Genomic DNA, 17,064 nt, shown 5'->3' with positions numbered 1-17,064 from the left:
AAAGTTGTTTTACCCAATAAAAACACATTGATTCGATCTTCTATAAGTCACGTAATAATAGATGGAGTTGATTGGCTATATTTTATTGAATCAAATGGATTTAAATCTGAAGCTATTGCTTATAGAGCAAAATTTAAAGATTCTGCTCTCGTAGAACAAGAAAAAATATCATTAGAAGTACCTTTATCATCATCAAGTAATGCTCGATGGTCTGTAATGAAGAATAACAATGTTGCTCTTGTTTATACCGATAAAAAATGTTGTAAATTGTATTTTTCAATCAGTAAAGATGGTGTTAAATTTGAAACACCGAGATATATCGGAAATGCTGGCTCTATGCCTCACCTTTCATCTTTCTCTGATGGAAAGCTACTTTATCTCTTTCAAAAATCGTTCCGTTCAAGTAAAGAAAAACCCAACGGAAAGCCTATTTATATCACCAAATCACACTTTAGAGTCTCGAATAACTATGGTCAAACATGGAGTGAATATACTCCTATTACCCAAACGGATGATACTGTTCATGATGCCAAAGCTATTTTAAGGCTTGATGGTAATATTGATATTTATTATGTTTACCCTATTCAGGAAGGAAAAGGTTTGTCCTTATGGCGTAAATGTATAAATACTAATGGTGGGTTAGGTAATGAAGAGTTAGTTGTTCAACATGACTTTGGTAATATAGCTAAGCCTTCTATTTATCGCTTAGAAAATGGCAAAATGTTAGTCACTTTCGTTGAACAAGGAAAAGTTGTATTAGAAGGTGATCACAATATCCACGGCGCAATAATATCAGCTGATTCAGAGTGTATTTGAATAGAAAGCTAACAATAAATTAAACAAGGACAAAAAACAGTTGGCTTTTTGTTCACTCCGTTCACCTATTTTAGCCAACAATTATTTGCCTCTTAACGAGGCGTTACCGCATATCCGTTTGCCATACTTTCCCTAAAGAAACTCAACAACCCAAGCGCTTTAACTCTAACAAGGTTTTGTCCAATAATAAGTTAGCGACTAAAGTGGGCTTACTCGTTATTCATCTGATTTGGGCAGTGCAAGCTGCTAAATCATGGATGATTTAGAAGAGCCTATAGGGATATATTCACGGCGACTTGCAAAAGCTCAATACAGCTGAATTACCATATATTTTCTGAACCCTTATACTGACCTTTAAACTCTTTGTGCTAAGGCGTTCCTGTCCAAAAGTGGGGTTCCAAATAGTCAAAAACTAATATGCTCTAATAGAGCTCAAAACCTCAACTACTGGTGCCTAGCGCCGCTAATATTCGAGAATCGTTCCCTAATCTAGCTCCCATAAAAAAGACCGTATCTCATAATAGAAGATACGGTCTAATCATCAGCATTTACTATTGATTAGCGTCTCGTCCTTAAGGCGTGTAATAGGTCTCTGCACCAGGCCCTACAGGTAAGCCAAAGCCGAATACCCAGATGAAGAAGAAGCAGGTCCAGCCAATAAAGAACACGATGGAGTATGGCAGCATAGTGGCGACTAAGGTGCCGATGCCGAGGTTCTTCTTATATTGCGATGCTACCGCTAAAATGAGGCCGAAGTAACTCATCATCGGGGTAATGAGGTTAGTGACTGAGTCACCAATTCTATAGGCTGCCTGGATAGTTTCCGGGGCATAACCAACAAGCATAAGCATAGGCACAAAGATAGGGGCGGTAACTGCCCACTGAGCTGAGGCGCTGCCGAGCATTAAGTTAATAAAGCCACACATCATAATAAACAGCACAAAGACTAATGGTCCGGTGAGTCCAATAGCGTTCAGTGCATCCGCGCCCGATACAGCAAGCACTGCACCCAAGTTTGTCCACTTAAAGAAGGCAACAAACTGCGAGGCAAAAAATACCAATACGATGTACATGCCCATGCTGCTCATGCTGTGAGACATAGCATTAATGACATCGACATCACGCTTCATGCTGCCCACAACTTTACCGTAAACCAAACCAGGAATAGCGAAGCAGATAAAGATAAAGGCCACGATCCCTTTCAGGAATGGTGAGCCTGCAACTTGGCCTGTATCTGGGTTACGCAGCGGCGCTCCTTCAGGTACTACGGTCAGCGCCAGCAAGCATGACATGGCGAGAACTGTAATGCCTGCAACCTTAAGGCCTCTTTTTTCTAGGTCTGTTACGCCATCCATTTTTTGTTCGCTGAGATCTGTTGCTGCTTCACTCGGGTCATACTTACCCAGCTTAGGTTCAACAATTTTCTCGGTCACTAGCGCGCCCAAAAAGGTAATAAGGAAGGTAGAAACAAACATGAAGTACCAGTTCACCTCTGGGCCAACAAGGTAGTCTGGATCAATCATCTGCGCGGCAGCTTCAGTTATTCCCGACAGTAGTGGGTCAACAGTTCCTAATAATAGGTTGGCACTATAGCCTCCAGATACCCCTGCAAAGGCTGCAGCTAAGCCTGCCAATGGATGACGACCTAGTGAGTGGAAGATCATCGCAGCCATTGGGATGAGCACGACATATCCAAGCTCTGCAGCGGTGTTAGACACAATACCTGCAAATACTATGGTGAGGGTCACAAGGCGCTTTGATGTACCCATAACCAATAAACGCATAGCTGCAGAAAGCAAACCAGAACGTTCAGCAATACCGACACCTAACAGTGCTACAAGCACGGTACCGAGCGGGGTAAAGCCTGTAAAGTTGGTGACCAAGTTCGATACCATCATACGTAAGCCTTCGGCATTCATCAGGCTTACAACGTGAATGAGACCGTCGGCGCTGCGGCCAGAGGCTCCTTCAGGGCGCGGGTCAATAACTGTTAGTTCAAAGTAACCTGCAATTCCACTAATCACTACTACCGCGGCGCAAAACATTGCAAATAGCGTTATAGGATGAGGCAGCAAGTTGCCTAGACGTTCAACAACATTGAGGAAGTTTACAAACCAACCACTCTGTTTCTGCTCGGGACTAGAGGGTGGGTCGTTAGGTAGAGGCAAGCTCTCGCCTTTATCGGTGCTCATGTGATCTTCCTTCAATTGTCTAATTATTTTTATGTTTGTTATTGAGTCAGCTTAGGTTGCTCTGAAACATCTATTTTGTAGTCGAACCGCTATATCTATGCTTCGATATGTAAATCGACCTTGCATGATGGATAACAAAAATTAATTGAACCTTAAAAGGGCTGTAAAGCTTATTGGTGCGAGGTATTACTCATTCAGCAGTGAAATATATGGAGGTGAAACTAATAAAAAAGTCAAAAAAAAAGGACTCATATTGATGAGTCCAAAAAGGGATTGATTGGTTAACAATGTTCGGTAAAACTTACAAAATATCTGTCCGTTGGGGATGACTCTAATATAGCGCCTACAAGCTGTATCAACGCTGAATGGTAAAGCCAGATTGGATGAACAGTTATTGGTTTTTAAACAAATGCTTAGGAATTATTTTTAAGAAAATTCAGACAAAAAAAAGGACTCATGTTGAATGAGTCCAAAAGGGATTGATTGGTTAACAATGTTCGGTAAAGCTTACAAAATAACTGTCCGTTGGGGATGACTCTAATATAGCGCTAGTTAGCTGTATCAACGCTGAATGGCAAAGCCAGATTAGATGAACAGTTATTAATGTTGAAACAAGTGCTTAGGAATTACTTTTAAGAAAATTCAGACAAAAAAAAGGACTCATATTAAATGAGTCCAAAAGGGATTGATTGTCTAACAATGTCGCTTGGGATGTGATTACTATAGCGGCTCGTAACTGTATCCCTGCTGAATGAAAAGTAAGCGAGTTTGCAACTGGTGCATTAAGTTTTCGAGGAAGTCGGTTAAGCCAGCTTTTCAACCCTTAGTGCCGGTTTTTAGGCCTTAATAGTCCAATACATCACTAACTACTTTAAACATTGGCAATGAATAGCAACCTGATTGCAAGGCTGTACAAAAATGCACTAGTTTTGTTTTGTCATTAGTTGCTGATTTAAATCTGATTAATTTTTATTGCTGTTGGTAATTTGGCCGGTTAATGTTATTTGGCAAACCTAATCAATGAATGATACTTAGCCGGCACTATTAAGCAGTGAAATGTGATTTTATCGGCTTAATTAGACCAACAACGTGAATTGTGAGTTAAAAAACACCAACAAAAAATGCAACTTAGTTAGCCTATTAGGCTGGATTTTGGCGGCTAAATAAGTAACAGTGTGGCTATTAAAGCCAATAGTCACGCGATAAATAGCAAGTTTCTCAGCGTATTGGTGAAGATGCCTCGATAGAAAGGCACGAATAACAACGATAAGGATATGTAGTAATGGAAGGTATTTTATTGGGCTTAGGGTTAGCAGTGATCATTGCTTACCTCTGGTATGTCAGCTTAATTAAAAAACGCAATGCGGGCCGAGAAGCATTATCTGGCATCGATGTGCAGCTAAAAAAGCGTTCGAACTTAGTGCCGAATATCTTGAAGATAGCGCAAAAGTTCATGGACCATGAAAAGTCATTACTGACTGATATCACCGAGCTTAGAACACAAGCGATAGCGGGTTATAGCGACACAGATCCTGATGCCGTTAAAAAGCATCTGCAAGTTTCTGAACAGCTTAATCAGAAAATGTCGCAACTCATGGTGAGCGTTGAAAATTACCCTGAACTTCGTTCAGACAATACCATGCTACAAGCGATGCAAACCTATAATGAGGTTGAGGCACAGCTTTCTGCCGCACGTCGTTTTTATAATAGCGCCGTTTCAGAGCTCAATACTGCCGTTGAAATTTTTCCAGGTTCAATCATTGCGTCAATTGCTAATGTAAAAGTGATGCCTTTCTATGAGGCCGATGAAGCAGCGAAAGCGCCAGTAGATGCGGCTGACTATTTAAAGTAACGCAGAGCAAACAAACGCTTTAGCCATTGCTTAAGCGTATTAACCAATAAATACGATTTAACATAGTTACTTTATGAATATCTTTAGTTTTATTTTTGGCGCACAGATCAAAGCTTTGCGTAGTGGTGACAGGTTGCAGGCGCCGAGCGATGAGCTTGAAGCACTTAAAGCACACTACCAACAACATATTGAACCGCTAACCAGCAAGTTTGAAAGCGCACGAGTGGCCAGCCTTAAAGCGTGCCGTGGTAGATTGTACCTAAGCGCTGCTATCTATGCGGCGCTGCTGTTGTTAGCCTTGATGTTTAAACCCATGCTTAATCTTGGTTCAGCGCCTGAGTTGTTTTATATAGTGTTAGTGGTTTTGCTACTGCCTTTTATATGGTGGCTATATCGTCCAATCAAACACTATAAACAGGACGTCAAACAGCGAATTTATCCGCAAATATTCAAATATTTTGGCAGTGACTTTATCTTTAGTCGCGAGCACAAAATGAGTTTGAGTAAATTAAAGGCATCTAAAATCCTGCCTTATTATGATAATGCTAACTTTGACGATTATGTACAGGGCACCTATAAAGGCGTTGAGATAGCGCTTAATGAGTTGCACCTTACTAAACAGGTGCAACGTGATAAACGCACTGAAACTCAGACTGTATTTAGAGGGGTGATGGTTGAGCTTAGCAGCCACAAGCCGTTTGATGGTCATACAGTCGTGGTTAAGAATCGTGGTGGGCTGATCAATTTCTTATCAGGAAGCTTTAAGGGACTTGAGCGCGTCAAGCTTGAAGATCCTATTTTTGAGAAACAGTTTGATGTGTTCTCTACCGACCAAATAGAAGCGAGGTTCCTACTGACCGTGACTTTTATGGAGCGTTTACAGGCATTATCGGCAAGCTTTGATAACAAGATCCAATGTGCCTTTTATCAAGACCGTCTACTGATTATGTTGCAGAGCAAAGATAATCGTTTTGAGATGGCATCGATATTTAAAGGGGCGACCTTTGAGTATGAGTTTAGCCAAATAAACAAAGAGATGAAGCAGCTATTTGCCATTGTTGACCTGCTAAAGCTAGATAGGTCGATAGGGTTATGATTAAAGTTTTGCTGCTATGTGGCCTAAGTCTTTTTAGTCTTTATAGCTGGGCACAAAGCAGTAAGCCACATTTTGTGGCGAAACCATCTAACAAAAGTGTATTGGGTAGTACCGCAAAAAGCAGTAGCTCTAAACCCGCAATAACTGCCCCAAGTAAGGTTTACCATTATCAAAATGCAGCTGGAGTGGTGGTTTTTTCCGACAGGCCACCAGAGACGGGTCATTACCAAGTACGTATATATGACTGTTACGCCTGCAAACCTAACTCTAATATCAACTGGCAATCGATACCGCTCTATACCCAGCAGTATAAAAATGACATTCGTCTTGCCGCACGCACTTATCAGCTTGAGACCGCGCTAATTCGAGCTGTTATTCATGCTGAATCTTCCTTTAAAGCATCTGCCATCTCTAAGACTGGCGCTCAAGGTTTAATGCAGTTAATGCCAGCAACCGCTAAAGAACTTGGAGTAAGCGACGCCTTTAAACCGAGTGAGAATATTCAGGCTGGCAGCCGTTATTTAGCTCAGCTTTTAGAGCGTTTTGATGGTGACATCACGTTGGCTTGTGCCGCTTATAATGCAGGGGCATCTAGAGTCGAGCAGTATCAAGGGGTGCCACCCTTTGCTGAAACTAAGGCTTATGTCGAGCGGGTAAATATTTTGTTGCAGCGCTACCGAAAAACCTAAAAATCCTCCTTATATTGCCTGGCATTATGCGATGGCAACATGCTGCATACCCAGTGTCGAATTGCCCTTGGTTTGGCGCTGCTTGATGTCAAAGTAAACCATAGGCATAACGACCAAACATAGGGTTATATTTGATAGCGGCATGGCTAACCATACCCCATCTACCCCGATGATTTTGGGTAAAACGTACAGAAATGGTAGCTGAATTAACATATTGCTACAGGCCACTATCAACGCCTTTTTACCTTGGTTTGTGGCCATGAAATACACTGAGGCTAACGCAATAAAGCCATCTAGCGGCATCGCAAATAGGTGCATACGGATCCCATCTACTGCGGTCGATATTAATACCGGATCTTCACTGTTAAATAGGCCAACCATTAGTTCTGGAAAAAGGTTCAGTAACAAGGTCCAGCTAATGCCAGCAATAAAGGTGACTTTAACTGATAGCTTGAGCATCTTGCTGATATTCTCATGTTGCTCTGCGCCGTAATAGTAACTCACAGGTGGTTGTAGTCCTTCAGCAACCCCTTCGGCGACAAAGTAATACAGCACCATCAAATAACCCACAATAGCAAAAGCACCGACAGTGATAGACGAACCGTAGTCCATAAATAGACGATTATGTAGTGCAAATACAAAGCTAGTGTATAGGTACATAAACAGGCTGGATGAGCCAAGTAATAGTATTTGTCGACTAAAGCTTAGGTTGAATAGGGTAAACTTTGTAGGCCACTTTATGTTGCTGTAACCCGATAAAAAGTAACCTAAGCCTATCAGGCAGATAGTGATTTGAGCCGTTATGGTTGCAACCGCGGCGCCAGATAATCCCATATCCCAAACGCCAATGAAAAGGTAGTCTAATACGATGTTGATAACAGCGCCTAAGGCCATCAATATTGTCGCCAAATTAGGGTTTTCATCGTTGCGAATTAAAAAGGGCAGCGCTGCAGATAAAACCGTGGCAATGGTGGCCCAAGCATACACAGCGATATAGTCTTGCCCCATCTGCAAGGTGGCACCTATGGCGCCTTGAGCTTGTAATAGTTGGCTGCTGTAAAACAAGATGATGAAGGTAGAGGCTGCCGATAATAGCAGCATGACAATCATACTGGTGGTGAGTATGGTTGGCGCTGTGCTCAAATCACCTTTACCACGTTGTATCGACAATAGACTACCGCTGCCCATGCCGACCATAATGCCAAATCCCACGACAAAATAGAGAACTGGCCAAGCCATATTAATGGCTGCAAGGCCTTCAAAACCTATGTAATGGCCAATAAAAATTCCGTCAACAATCAGATATAAGCCATTGACCAACATTGCAGCAATGGCGGGCAAGGTATAACGCCAGAACGTTTTCTTAATGGATTGGTCTTGCGCTGATGTTGGTGTGAATGCTGACATTACTTTTACAGTGTTGAAGTAGGAATGTGGGCAGGTTACTCTGCTATTGAGATTGAACAAAGTTAGTTTCTATCTGTTTTTGATATAGGAGTTTGTGGTGAACTGGACATTGGATGAACTAAACGCATTTGTGTACTCGGTAAAATTAGGCTCTTTTTCAGCGGCTGGGCGACGCATGGGTAAAGCACAGTCTCGCGTCAGCACGGCAATCAGTAATCTAGAAGCCGATCTTGGTTTTGAGCTGTTTGATCGCAGTGCCAAGTTGCCCATACTGACAGCGCTTGGTGAAGAGATGTTTATTGAAGCGCAAGCCGTATTAGCACAATGCCAACGACTGCATGCTCGTGCGATGACCGCCACATTAGGTGAAGAAGTTGCTCTTACTGTGGCGATGGACGAAGCTGTGCCGGTTAACGCTTTCGAGAATTTTTTCCTGCGGGTATCTACCCAATTCCCGTTGTTAAAGCTCACCATTATCAATGGCTCTCAAGAGGATATTGCGTTATGGGTTGATGAAGGGCGAGCGGACATTGGCATTATGTTCCACACTGCATTGTTACCGGATGCACTTGAATTCATGTCCATCGGACAATTCAAACATAGCTTGGTGGTATCGCCAAAGCATGCACTCGCACAGATCAACACACCAACGTTAGAGCAGTTAATGCAGTATCGGCAATTGGCGATTTGTGACCGTACAGGCCAATCACAAAGTCAGCCTCTTTCGGCAAGCTATTGGTATATCGATAGCTACTACTACATTGTCGCTTTGGTATTACAGGGCGTAGGTTGGGCACTCGTGCCTGAACATGTGGCAAAAACAGAATGGTACTCTAATGAGTTGGCTGAGTTATCAACAGAGTATATTCCCGACCCCTTGCTCGTTGAGATCGGTGTGGTGAATCGCCGCGATAAAGAGATTGGCCCAGTAATGCGTTGGTTTTTTAAAGAATTAGATCTCTTACTTACGGACAGTTATACCCGTTCTACTTGAAGATGCAGGATTCAGTGGGAATTTAATGGGCTTTAATCAAGGCATTGATTGCGATTAATGGTCGTTCCCTTAGTAAAATCAATAACACAGAGTAAAGTCCATTAAAGCCCATCGCAGAAGGCTTTGTGCCAGCTCACTTCGTTGTTGCACTCACTTAAAAGGGAATAACCATTTCTACGTCAATGCGCCTAGAATTGAACTGGCACAATGCCTCTGAAACGAGCATCTTCAGGTAGTACGGGTATAATACTAGCTGGATCTTCGATAGTTGCTGGAGAAGCGCAGCATAACGGAGTAAAACAGCCTGATGCTGTGGTTGATGCCGCTAGCGTTTATCCATCGACATACCTGCTAACAATTGAACGCATTACCATTGGCTATTCGTGACGCTGATTTGCTAAAGTGGTGCGCAAAATAACAACAAAAGACCTCTGTAATGAATATAGATCTAGCTGCTTGTTTTCGTCGCACCTTATTGCCTTTAACGACTGTTGCATTGACAGTTGTGACCACGGTCAGTATGGCCGCTGAATCACATGTCGCCCCTTCTGAAGAGGATATGCGACTGTACGATATTGCCACGGCACCAAGCGCTGCGCGTTTACATAGCGATGTTGAAAAACTGGTTAGTTTCGGTACTCGGCATACGCTATCTGATACAAAGTCAGACACCCAAGGCATTGGCGCAGCAAGACGTTGGATAAAAGCTGAATTTGAGCAGATATCTAAAGCTTGTGGTGGTTGCTTAGAGGTGATCACTCTCGGTGATACCGTTACGGGCAAGCGAATTCCTAATCCAACCGAAGTGATCAATGTTATCGCTATTCAGCGCGGCAGTTCAGATCCTAAGCGAGTGGTGATGATGAGTGGCGATATCGACTCGCGGGTAACCGATGTGATGAATTCGACCTCAATCTCTCCCGGAGCCAACGACAATGCTTCTGGCGTTGCGGGGGCAATTGAAGCTGCGCGGGTGTTATCGCAATATCAATTTAACGGCACGATTGTTTATGCGGCACTTTCAGGAGAGGAGCAAGGCTTATATGGCGGCGCCACGTTAGCGCAGTACGCACAAGATAAAGGCTGGCAGGTACAGGCAGTATTGAACAATGACATGATTGGCAATATTGAAGGTATTAACGGCGTTATTGATAATCACTCGGTGCGGGTTTTCTCTGAAGGTGTACGTATTGCAGAAACTAAAGATGAGGCCAAAGAGCGCTATTTCAGTGGCGGAGAAAATGATTCGGCGTCACGTAACCTTGCCCGTAAAATCAAAACACTGGCCGATCAATACATGACTAATCTTGATGTCATGCTGGTATATCGTCTAGATCGCTTCGGTCGTGGTGGTCATCATTTGCCTTTTAACAAGGCCAGTTTACCGGCTGTACGGATAATGGAAACCAACGAAAACTATAACCGCCAGCACCAAGATATTCGTGTTGAAAATGGTATCGCTTATGGCGATGTTATCGAAGGTGTCGACTTCAACTTTAATGCCAAACTTACTGCACTTAACGCCATTAGTTTAGCTTCAATGGCTTGGGCGCCTGCGCCGCCAACAGAGGTTAGCATCAAAGGTCAGGTATCCCCGAGTACCACGTTGAATTGGACTCATGCTTCGCAAAAAGATGTTGTAGGCTATCGGGTGTATTGGCGATTAACCACTGAGTCAGAATGGACCCACAGTCGCTATGTTGGCAATGAAACTGAATTTACCCTAGATAACATGGTCATCGATAACTACTTATTTGGTGTTGCCAGTGTCAGCGCCAATGGTAATGTCAGTCCTGTTGTATTCCCTGGTGCAGCGGGTGCATTTTTTTAGTCATTTTATAAAGGAAAAATATGAAAAGGATTTCAGCGATATTGCTAACGCTGCTAGTGCTCGGTTCAGTCGCTTGCTCGTCACGGACGGCAATGAATGCAGGTTGTGACTTTGTCACCACAGCCCATGATAAAACGAAACAAGATGAAAGAGGCTATTCAAGCGGCGAAAGCCATATTGTAGAGACCAGCATTCTTACTGCCATTATCGGGATTTTTGTTCGAGAGGCTAATGATAACGATGAATGCATGGAGCCGGCACAGTATGTGGCAGTAAATTCGCATACTGACTGATATGGTGACTAAATGAAAACAGCCCCTAATGACTTAGATGGGCTGTTTTATTTAATCTGTGAGTGGAGATAAATTACTCGGGCACTTCCTGCTTTACCACTGTTTTACCACCGTTTTGTCCAATTCGTCGCTCAAGATAGTCGAGCATCTCTTTAGCGATGGTATCTAACTGCCATGGTGGGTTGATTATCCACAATCCCGCTGCAGTCATACCAAATTCATCGCTATCAGGCTTAATCGACTGTTCAATACGTAACTGATTTTTAATGCCGCTTTCAGCAAGCAGCTTAAGCATACCTTCTGTTTGCGCGCGGTCGACCACAGGATACCAAAGCATAAATACGCCAGTAGAGAAGCGTTTGTGTGCCTTGATAATCGCTTTAGCTACATCTTGGTAGTCGGTTTTAATTTCATAGCTAGGATCAACTAAAATCACACCGCGACGCTCAAGCGGTGGCACTGCAGCAATCATACCTTTAAGGCCATCGCCCTTAATCACTTTTACGTGTCTGTCACCAGTGAACTGCTCATCCAATGTTAAAAAGTCAGTACCATGTAACTCGTGTAATACCATGCGGTCTTTTTGGCGCATATTCATATCTACAAACGCAGGCGAACCAGGGTAGAACTCTAACTCTTGCTTGCCTTGGTTAAAATGGGTTACGTCAGCGATGTATTGAACTAAAGACTCAGGTAGGTCATTGCGATCCCATAATCTGGCGACACCATCTAAATACTCACCGGTCTTTTTAGAAAACTCATCGGTAAGTGCATAGCCGCCAGCACCAGCATGGCTATCAATATAAGCCATCGGCTTGTCTTTTTTATGCATCAATTTCAGCACTTGCAGCAAAATAGCGTGCTTGAGAACATCGGCATAATTGCCAGCGTGATAGCCGTGACGGTAACTTAACATGAGAATTCCAAACTAGAATGGACAGCAATAAACTGCGTAATCTAGCTATTATAAGTTGTATATGGCATCAGGTATAGGTATTCACTCTCGCTGGCATTTGGCATAATGAAGTGAGTTCACTAAAAGTCTGGAATTACTTTTGCAAATACCCATTTTTTTTAATCCACAATACCCGTCACTCGCTGATATTAGTGAGCGCTGGGGGTTGGTGTGGGATAAAGAGTCACAGTTTGAATTGCGCTTTGAACACAATACGTTAAGCCTATATAAGCGCGATGAGCCTAAATTAGATGGTATCAGCGTTGATTTTGTTTCAGGAGCTGTGGCTCATCGACGCAAATTTGGTGGTGGTCGTGGGCAGTCAATTGCAAAAGCTGTTGGACTGAAACAAGGCGTCACGCCAACGGTTGTTGATGGCACTGCAGGCCTTGGTCGTGATGCATTTGTGCTTGCAAGCCTAGGCTGTAAAGTGATTATGGTTGAACGTCATCCCGTGGTGGCGGCACTGTTAGAAGATGGACTGCGGCGCGCTTATGAAGATAGCGAAATTGGCGACTGGATGCAGCAGCGTATGAGTCTATTTCATGGCTCAAGTATTGATGCGCTAGCTGATGCCGCTGCAGCTTCTGGAACTGAGATTGATGTGGTCTATCTTGACCCCATGTATCCTCATAGAGAGAAATCGGCATTAGTTAAGAAAGAGATGCGGGTATTTCAAACCCTAGTTGGGGCCGACCTTGATGCCGATGGCCTGCTTAAACCTGCACGAGCATTAGCGACAAAACGTGTAGTGGTAAAACGTCCTGATTACGCCGAAGATCTTGATGGAGCAAAACCGAGTATGGTACTTGCTCAGAAAAAAAACCGTTTCGATGTGTATGTTAAGGCGGCGATGACTTCTTGAATTTTTATATAGGGTTAGAACTTCCCGCTAAAGCTATAGAATGAACAAAGCCCAGCTATCACTATCTGGGCTTTGTTTTATCTGTTGCGTGTTGATTACTCGCTAGCGGCTATTTTTACTTCTGAACCGATAAAAATAAAGCTAATGCCTTCGAATATAAATGACACTCCAACAAAAATACCCAAGATAGATAAAGAGAAATCTGCATCATTCATTAAGCTAAAAAAGTAAGTTGCAATTGCTGTTGATATCAAGCCACCAACTGCGACCCAGCCCCAGCTGCTCAGAGTATTACGATTGCTGAAAGCAAATATCATACGACTGATACCGTTGAGCATCATGATGGTAATCATCAAGGCTGTAATGGTTAGTACGCCAACAAATGGTTCCACTAAGATCAATATACCGCCAATGGTATAGAGTAACGCACTGACTACATACCAAAGTTTTTCACTCCATTGTGGGATACCTACAGCGTGGTATAGCTGAATAAGGCCAACTCCGATAAAGCAACCACCAATAACACTCGCGATGGTAACTCCTGCTGCAACTGGCATCGCAATAGCGATAATACCGGTGAGCGCTACAATAATGCCTATGATTGCAAACCATATCGAATCTTTGCCAAAAGTGGTGTTTTGTACGTTTTTCATATCTAATTTCTCTGTTGATTATTAACTAATTAGTTTGCTGCTGCGATGACTGTGCAGCCATAGCCTTTGTCGCAGTTAATGGTATAAACCTGTTTTACTTGGCAGCCCTTAACGCCAATTTGGTATTGTGGGCGCTCGTAAGTTCTTGCAAAGCTGTCCATATTAATTTTCTTGCTGCTGATTAATGTTGTAGTGACATCGCTACAGTCATTTTCAAATTTGAATCTGTTTTCTGCAGATTTGGTTGCTTCAGGTTGATATGACTGCAAGTATTCAGTGGGTGACTGGCAACCGACTAGAAATACACTCAATGCTAACGCTACGCCTAGAACTTTCATTTTTACTGCCTTTTTGTAAGTTGGGTTTAACTCAGTTAATTGGATTATTGCTGCTGTTACCGAGCGCTATTTAGGCACTGAGTACTCTGTTATTTTTGCTATAAACTCATTTTCGCCCTGCAGAAATTTGTCGCCCTGAAGCAGTGTTGCGCTGAAGAAATGAGGGTTATCATTTAGCAGTTTTATAGAAGCTTTCTCACTGAGTTCTTCAATACTGTTTTTGCTATGAACAAAATAAGTAGTTGAAGGAATTAGGCCCAAATTAGCGGCTTCTACATCTGAAACTTTCTTAAGCTGAACATCTGCGGTGATAGATTCTGCGACTTCTAATACATCATCGAGATAGTAAGATTCCATAGATACATAGAGCTCACCGCTTACGTTGATGATCTCAATTTTGCTCATCTCACTGTTGAATGCATTAATGTCATGTGCGTTATTATCGATAATGGTATCTGCCATTGCCGAGGTAGACGCTAACGCTAATAGCGCTATAGATAATGTTCTTAAAGCTTGTTTCATGGGTGGAGCCTCTAAACTAATTTGTGGGTGGTTTAAGTGATGCAGCTATAGTAATGAGAGGCAGGATTGATAACATATTGAATAAATAAAATTGTTATAATCGATATATTGTCTGTATCAAGTTATTGTTATTTATAGTTTTAATAGAATGTTTTTTTTTAGATTTATTATTGCGAGTGCTTTCTACTTTCAACAAATGACAGTAGACACGTTATAAGCAGGATTCAAAGCTGATCGAAATTAACCTTTTATTGGTCTTTTCATCTCGCTTCTCGTAGATTTTTGCTGAAGTTTTATTATTAGCTCGGCACATATGGCTATTTAGTTTGTTATTGCTGTGCTGAAAGGGTAACGGTTTAGGTCGGTCTAAAAGTGCTTTAAATAGTGGGAGAAAAAAGGATTGCCCATCATTTCGAACTGGCGCACGGCTGCCGTGCCATAGAAAGTAATGACAGTGGAACTTTTAGCCTTCAACGTGGCATTGGCTTGATAATAAGTGAGTAAATATGGCGTTATTATCGATCTGATTTATAGTTTAGCGATGGACTTAAATGAATTTCAGAAATTCATCCTAAGGCAAAAACAGTGTAAATAAATCAATTACATGTATTTAGAAGTAATAAATAGTTGCAAAGAGTAAAGTGAACTTTTTTAAATAAACTCCATCGATAACAGACGGTTAATCTTAATGTAGCGTCTGTATTTTAATTGTGGTGAATCTTCACTTACTTGTAGTTTTACTGCTAAAAATGTTAAATTCGCAGCCGCTAATCACTTCGTATAATCCCAATGATATGGTTTGGGAGTTTCTACCAAGAGCCTTAAATTCTTGATTATGAGGTCTGTGACTTTGATGTCTTATTTATAAAGGTAGAGACCTATGAATTATTTAAACTTGCCCAAAATCGATCTTCACTGCCATTTAGATGGTAGCGTCCGTCCACAAAGCGTGATTGATATTGCCCAGCAGCAAAATATTACGCTTCCAAGCACTGAACTTTCTGAAATTCAGTCACTGATGGTTGCGCCAGAACCTTGTTTAAACCTTGATGAGTACTTAACTCGATTTGAACTGCCGTTGTCGGTAATGCAAACCGCAGAAGGTATAGAGCGCATCGCTTTTGAAGTCTTTGAAGATGCTGCTAATGAAAATGTTAAGTATCTTGAAGTGCGCTTTGCCCCGTTATTGCACCTGCAAAGTGGATTAACACTGGAGCAAGTAATAGCGAGTGCGGTTAAAGGGATGAAAAGAGCGGAGGCTCAATGCGACATTAAAGGTAATTTCATCCTATCAATTATTCGTAATATGCCTAAAGACAGAGTCAATGAAGTTATCGACGCCGGTGCCAGCTTTATTAATCATGGCGTGGTGGCGTTTGATTTAGCGGGTAGCGAGCTCGCTGGTTTTTGCGAAGGTTTTATTCCCCATGCTAAGTATGCGGTTGAAAAGGGCTACCGAGTCACTATTCACGCTGGTGAGCAAGGTGTTGGTCAAAATGTGCATGATGCAATTGCAATGCTTGGCGCTGAACGTATTGGCCATGGCATTGATATTAAAACGCATCAACAAGCGTACGATCTAACTAAGAGCAACTCAGTAGCGCTTGAAAGCTGCCCTACCAGTAATGTGCAAACGAAAGCGGTTGATAGCTTAAGTGAGCACCCGTTTAGCGAGTTTTATAAAGATGGTGTGTTGATCACGATTAACACTGACAATCGCACGGTTTCTAACACCACGATGACTGATGAAGTGCGCAAGGTGATGCAAGAGTTTAACCTTAGCCGCGAAGAGTACTTCGAAATCTATAAAATCAGTGTAGAGCACTCGTTTGCATCAGACGCGGTTAAGCAGCAGCTGTTGGCCTTGGCTGAGTAAAAGTTCTTAGCTACATATGTCAGGCCAAAGCACCTTTGACCTGACCGTGCAAACAAGACAATGGCTCAACACTCTGTTTGAGCCATCCTTAATTCCACCTCTTTAGATTACAGCCGCGCATTACTTGGTTATTCTTGGCGTCAATCAGTCTTTTTATTATTTAATTGTTGGAGCCGTAACCTATGAATAAACCAATTGAACAAACCATTGGCAGCATTGCTTTGGTGGTTAAAAACTACGATGACGCTATCGCGTTTTACACCCAGAAACTGCAGTTTGAGTTAATTGAAGATACTGATCTGGGCGATGGTAAACGTTGGGTGCTGATCTCACCGCCTAACGCTAGCGGCACCAAGCTATTATTGGCGCAAGCAAGTAACGAAGAACAAGCGCTGGCGGTAGGAAATCAAACGGGTGGCCGCGTATTCCTATTCCTGCATACCAACGATTTTTGGCGTGATTACCACCTGATGCAAGCCAATGGCATCGAGTTTACCGAAGAACCCCGGGTTGAAGAGTACGGTACTGTAGTGGTATTTAAAGATCTTTATGGCACTAAGTGGGACTTATTGCAGTTAACGGAAACAAGTGTGTAACGGCATTTTCTTTGTAAAAAAGCTTATTTGTTAGTTGTTTGTTCATCAACTCATTGGGATTAAAGTAAGTGTTGCTAGGGGGGGGAGTG

General features: G+C 42.4%; 17 protein-coding genes and 1 riboswitch. Of the genes, 11 read left to right on the top strand and 6 right to left on the bottom strand.

Annotation, left to right across the window (positions count from 1 at the left end; all coding sequences use genetic code 11):
• Positions 1 to 816: hypothetical protein (locus tag K5R16_RS11550; RefSeq protein WP_220737716.1), on the top strand; the 816-nt coding region annotated here is incomplete at its 5' end.
• Positions 817 to 1,388: 572 nt separating this feature from the next.
• On the opposite strand, the gene K5R16_RS11545 is transcribed toward K5R16_RS11550, so the two are convergent.
• Positions 1,389 to 3,008 (bottom strand): AbgT family transporter, encoded by a 1,620-nt coding sequence (locus K5R16_RS11545; protein WP_220737715.1) that lies wholly within the window; start codon positions 3,006 to 3,008, stop codon positions 1,389 to 1,391.
• Positions 3,009 to 4,290: 1,282 nt separating this feature from the next.
• Between K5R16_RS11545 and K5R16_RS11540 the strand changes: the two genes are divergently transcribed.
• From K5R16_RS11540 to K5R16_RS11530, 3 genes are all read left to right on the top strand, one after another.
• A complete protein-coding gene (locus K5R16_RS11540; protein WP_220737714.1) occupies positions 4,291 to 4,860 on the top strand; it encodes a LemA family protein in 570 nt (189 codons plus the stop codon).
• Between the two features lie 73 nt (positions 4,861 to 4,933).
• The gene (locus K5R16_RS11535) at positions 4,934 to 5,956 is read left to right on the top strand and encodes a DUF3137 domain-containing protein (RefSeq protein ID WP_220737713.1); all 1,023 of its coding nucleotides are present in this window, start codon (positions 4,934 to 4,936) and stop codon (positions 5,954 to 5,956) included.
• Positions 5,953 to 6,645 (top strand): lytic transglycosylase domain-containing protein, encoded by a 693-nt coding sequence (locus K5R16_RS11530; RefSeq protein ID WP_220737712.1) that lies wholly within the window; start codon positions 5,953 to 5,955, stop codon positions 6,643 to 6,645. The genes K5R16_RS11535 and K5R16_RS11530 overlap by 4 nt, the downstream gene beginning before the upstream one ends.
• Before the next feature lie 24 nt (positions 6,646 to 6,669).
• Here K5R16_RS11530 and K5R16_RS11525 read toward each other — a convergent pair whose 3' ends face one another.
• On the bottom strand, positions 6,670 to 8,052 hold the full coding sequence (locus K5R16_RS11525) for an MATE family efflux transporter (protein WP_220737711.1): 1,383 nt from the start codon (positions 8,050 to 8,052) through the stop codon (positions 6,670 to 6,672).
• 97 nt (positions 8,053 to 8,149) lie between these two features.
• Between K5R16_RS11525 and K5R16_RS11520 the strand changes: the two genes are divergently transcribed.
• The 4 genes from K5R16_RS11520 (at position 8,150) to K5R16_RS11505 (ending at position 11,170) form a co-directional block, all read left to right on the top strand.
• Positions 8,150 to 9,046, top strand: a complete 897-nt coding sequence (locus K5R16_RS11520) for a LysR family transcriptional regulator (protein WP_220737710.1) — start codon at positions 8,150 to 8,152, stop codon at positions 9,044 to 9,046.
• Between the two features lie 207 nt (positions 9,047 to 9,253).
• Positions 9,254 to 9,433 carry a hypothetical protein gene (locus K5R16_RS11515; protein ID WP_220737709.1) on the top strand — a complete coding sequence of 60 codons (180 nt, stop codon included), beginning with the start codon at positions 9,254 to 9,256 and terminating at the stop codon, positions 9,431 to 9,433.
• Positions 9,434 to 9,482: 49 nt separating this feature from the next.
• Positions 9,483 to 10,877 (top strand): M28 family peptidase, encoded by a 1,395-nt coding sequence (locus tag K5R16_RS11510; RefSeq protein ID WP_220737708.1) that lies wholly within the window; start codon positions 9,483 to 9,485, stop codon positions 10,875 to 10,877.
• Positions 10,878 to 10,897: 20 nt separating this feature from the next.
• Complete coding sequence (locus K5R16_RS11505) at positions 10,898 to 11,170, top strand: hypothetical protein (RefSeq protein ID WP_220737707.1); 273 nt, start codon at positions 10,898 to 10,900, stop codon at positions 11,168 to 11,170.
• Positions 11,171 to 11,243: 73 nt separating this feature from the next.
• Here the strand turns inward: K5R16_RS11505 and K5R16_RS11500 are convergent, their stop codons facing one another.
• Entirely contained in the window at positions 11,244 to 12,086 is an 843-nt protein-coding gene (locus K5R16_RS11500; RefSeq protein WP_220737706.1) for a 23S rRNA (adenine(2030)-N(6))-methyltransferase RlmJ, read from the bottom strand.
• A gap of 139 nt (positions 12,087 to 12,225) precedes the next feature.
• On the opposite strand from K5R16_RS11500, the gene K5R16_RS11495 reads away from it, so the two are divergent.
• The gene (locus tag K5R16_RS11495; protein WP_259649851.1) at positions 12,226 to 12,990 is read left to right on the top strand and encodes a class I SAM-dependent methyltransferase; all 765 of its coding nucleotides are present in this window, start codon (positions 12,226 to 12,228) and stop codon (positions 12,988 to 12,990) included.
• Between the two features lie 95 nt (positions 12,991 to 13,085).
• Here the strand turns inward: K5R16_RS11495 and K5R16_RS11490 are convergent, their stop codons facing one another.
• The 3 genes from K5R16_RS11490 to K5R16_RS11480 form a co-directional block, all read right to left on the bottom strand.
• On the bottom strand, positions 13,086 to 13,643 hold the full coding sequence (locus K5R16_RS11490; protein ID WP_220737705.1) for an HdeD family acid-resistance protein: 558 nt from the start codon (positions 13,641 to 13,643) through the stop codon (positions 13,086 to 13,088).
• Positions 13,644 to 13,672: 29 nt separating this feature from the next.
• Positions 13,673 to 13,981: a hypothetical protein gene (locus tag K5R16_RS11485; protein ID WP_220737704.1), complete on the bottom strand. Its 309-nt coding sequence runs from the start codon at positions 13,979 to 13,981 to the stop codon at positions 13,673 to 13,675.
• 66 nt (positions 13,982 to 14,047) lie between these two features.
• A complete protein-coding gene (locus K5R16_RS11480; protein WP_220737703.1) occupies positions 14,048 to 14,503 on the bottom strand; it encodes a hypothetical protein in 456 nt (151 codons plus the stop codon).
• 756 nt (positions 14,504 to 15,259) lie between these two features.
• A riboswitch (purine riboswitch) is annotated at positions 15,260 to 15,359 on the top strand.
• Between the two features lie 24 nt (positions 15,360 to 15,383).
• Here K5R16_RS11480 and add point away from each other — a divergent pair.
• A complete protein-coding gene (add, locus tag K5R16_RS11475; protein ID WP_220737702.1) occupies positions 15,384 to 16,379 on the top strand; it encodes an adenosine deaminase in 996 nt (331 codons plus the stop codon).
• A gap of 182 nt (positions 16,380 to 16,561) precedes the next feature.
• On the top strand, positions 16,562 to 16,975 hold the full coding sequence (locus K5R16_RS11470; protein WP_220737701.1) for a VOC family protein: 414 nt from the start codon (positions 16,562 to 16,564) through the stop codon (positions 16,973 to 16,975).
• The last annotated feature ends 89 nt before the right edge of the window (positions 16,976 to 17,064 follow it).

Origin of the sequence: Shewanella sp. c952 (genome assembly GCF_019654975.1) — a bacterium.
Classification (GTDB): domain Bacteria; phylum Pseudomonadota; class Gammaproteobacteria; order Enterobacterales; family Shewanellaceae; genus Shewanella.
The sequence above is the reverse complement of the archived record's forward strand: the minus strand, read 5'-3'. Positions and strand labels throughout refer to the sequence as shown.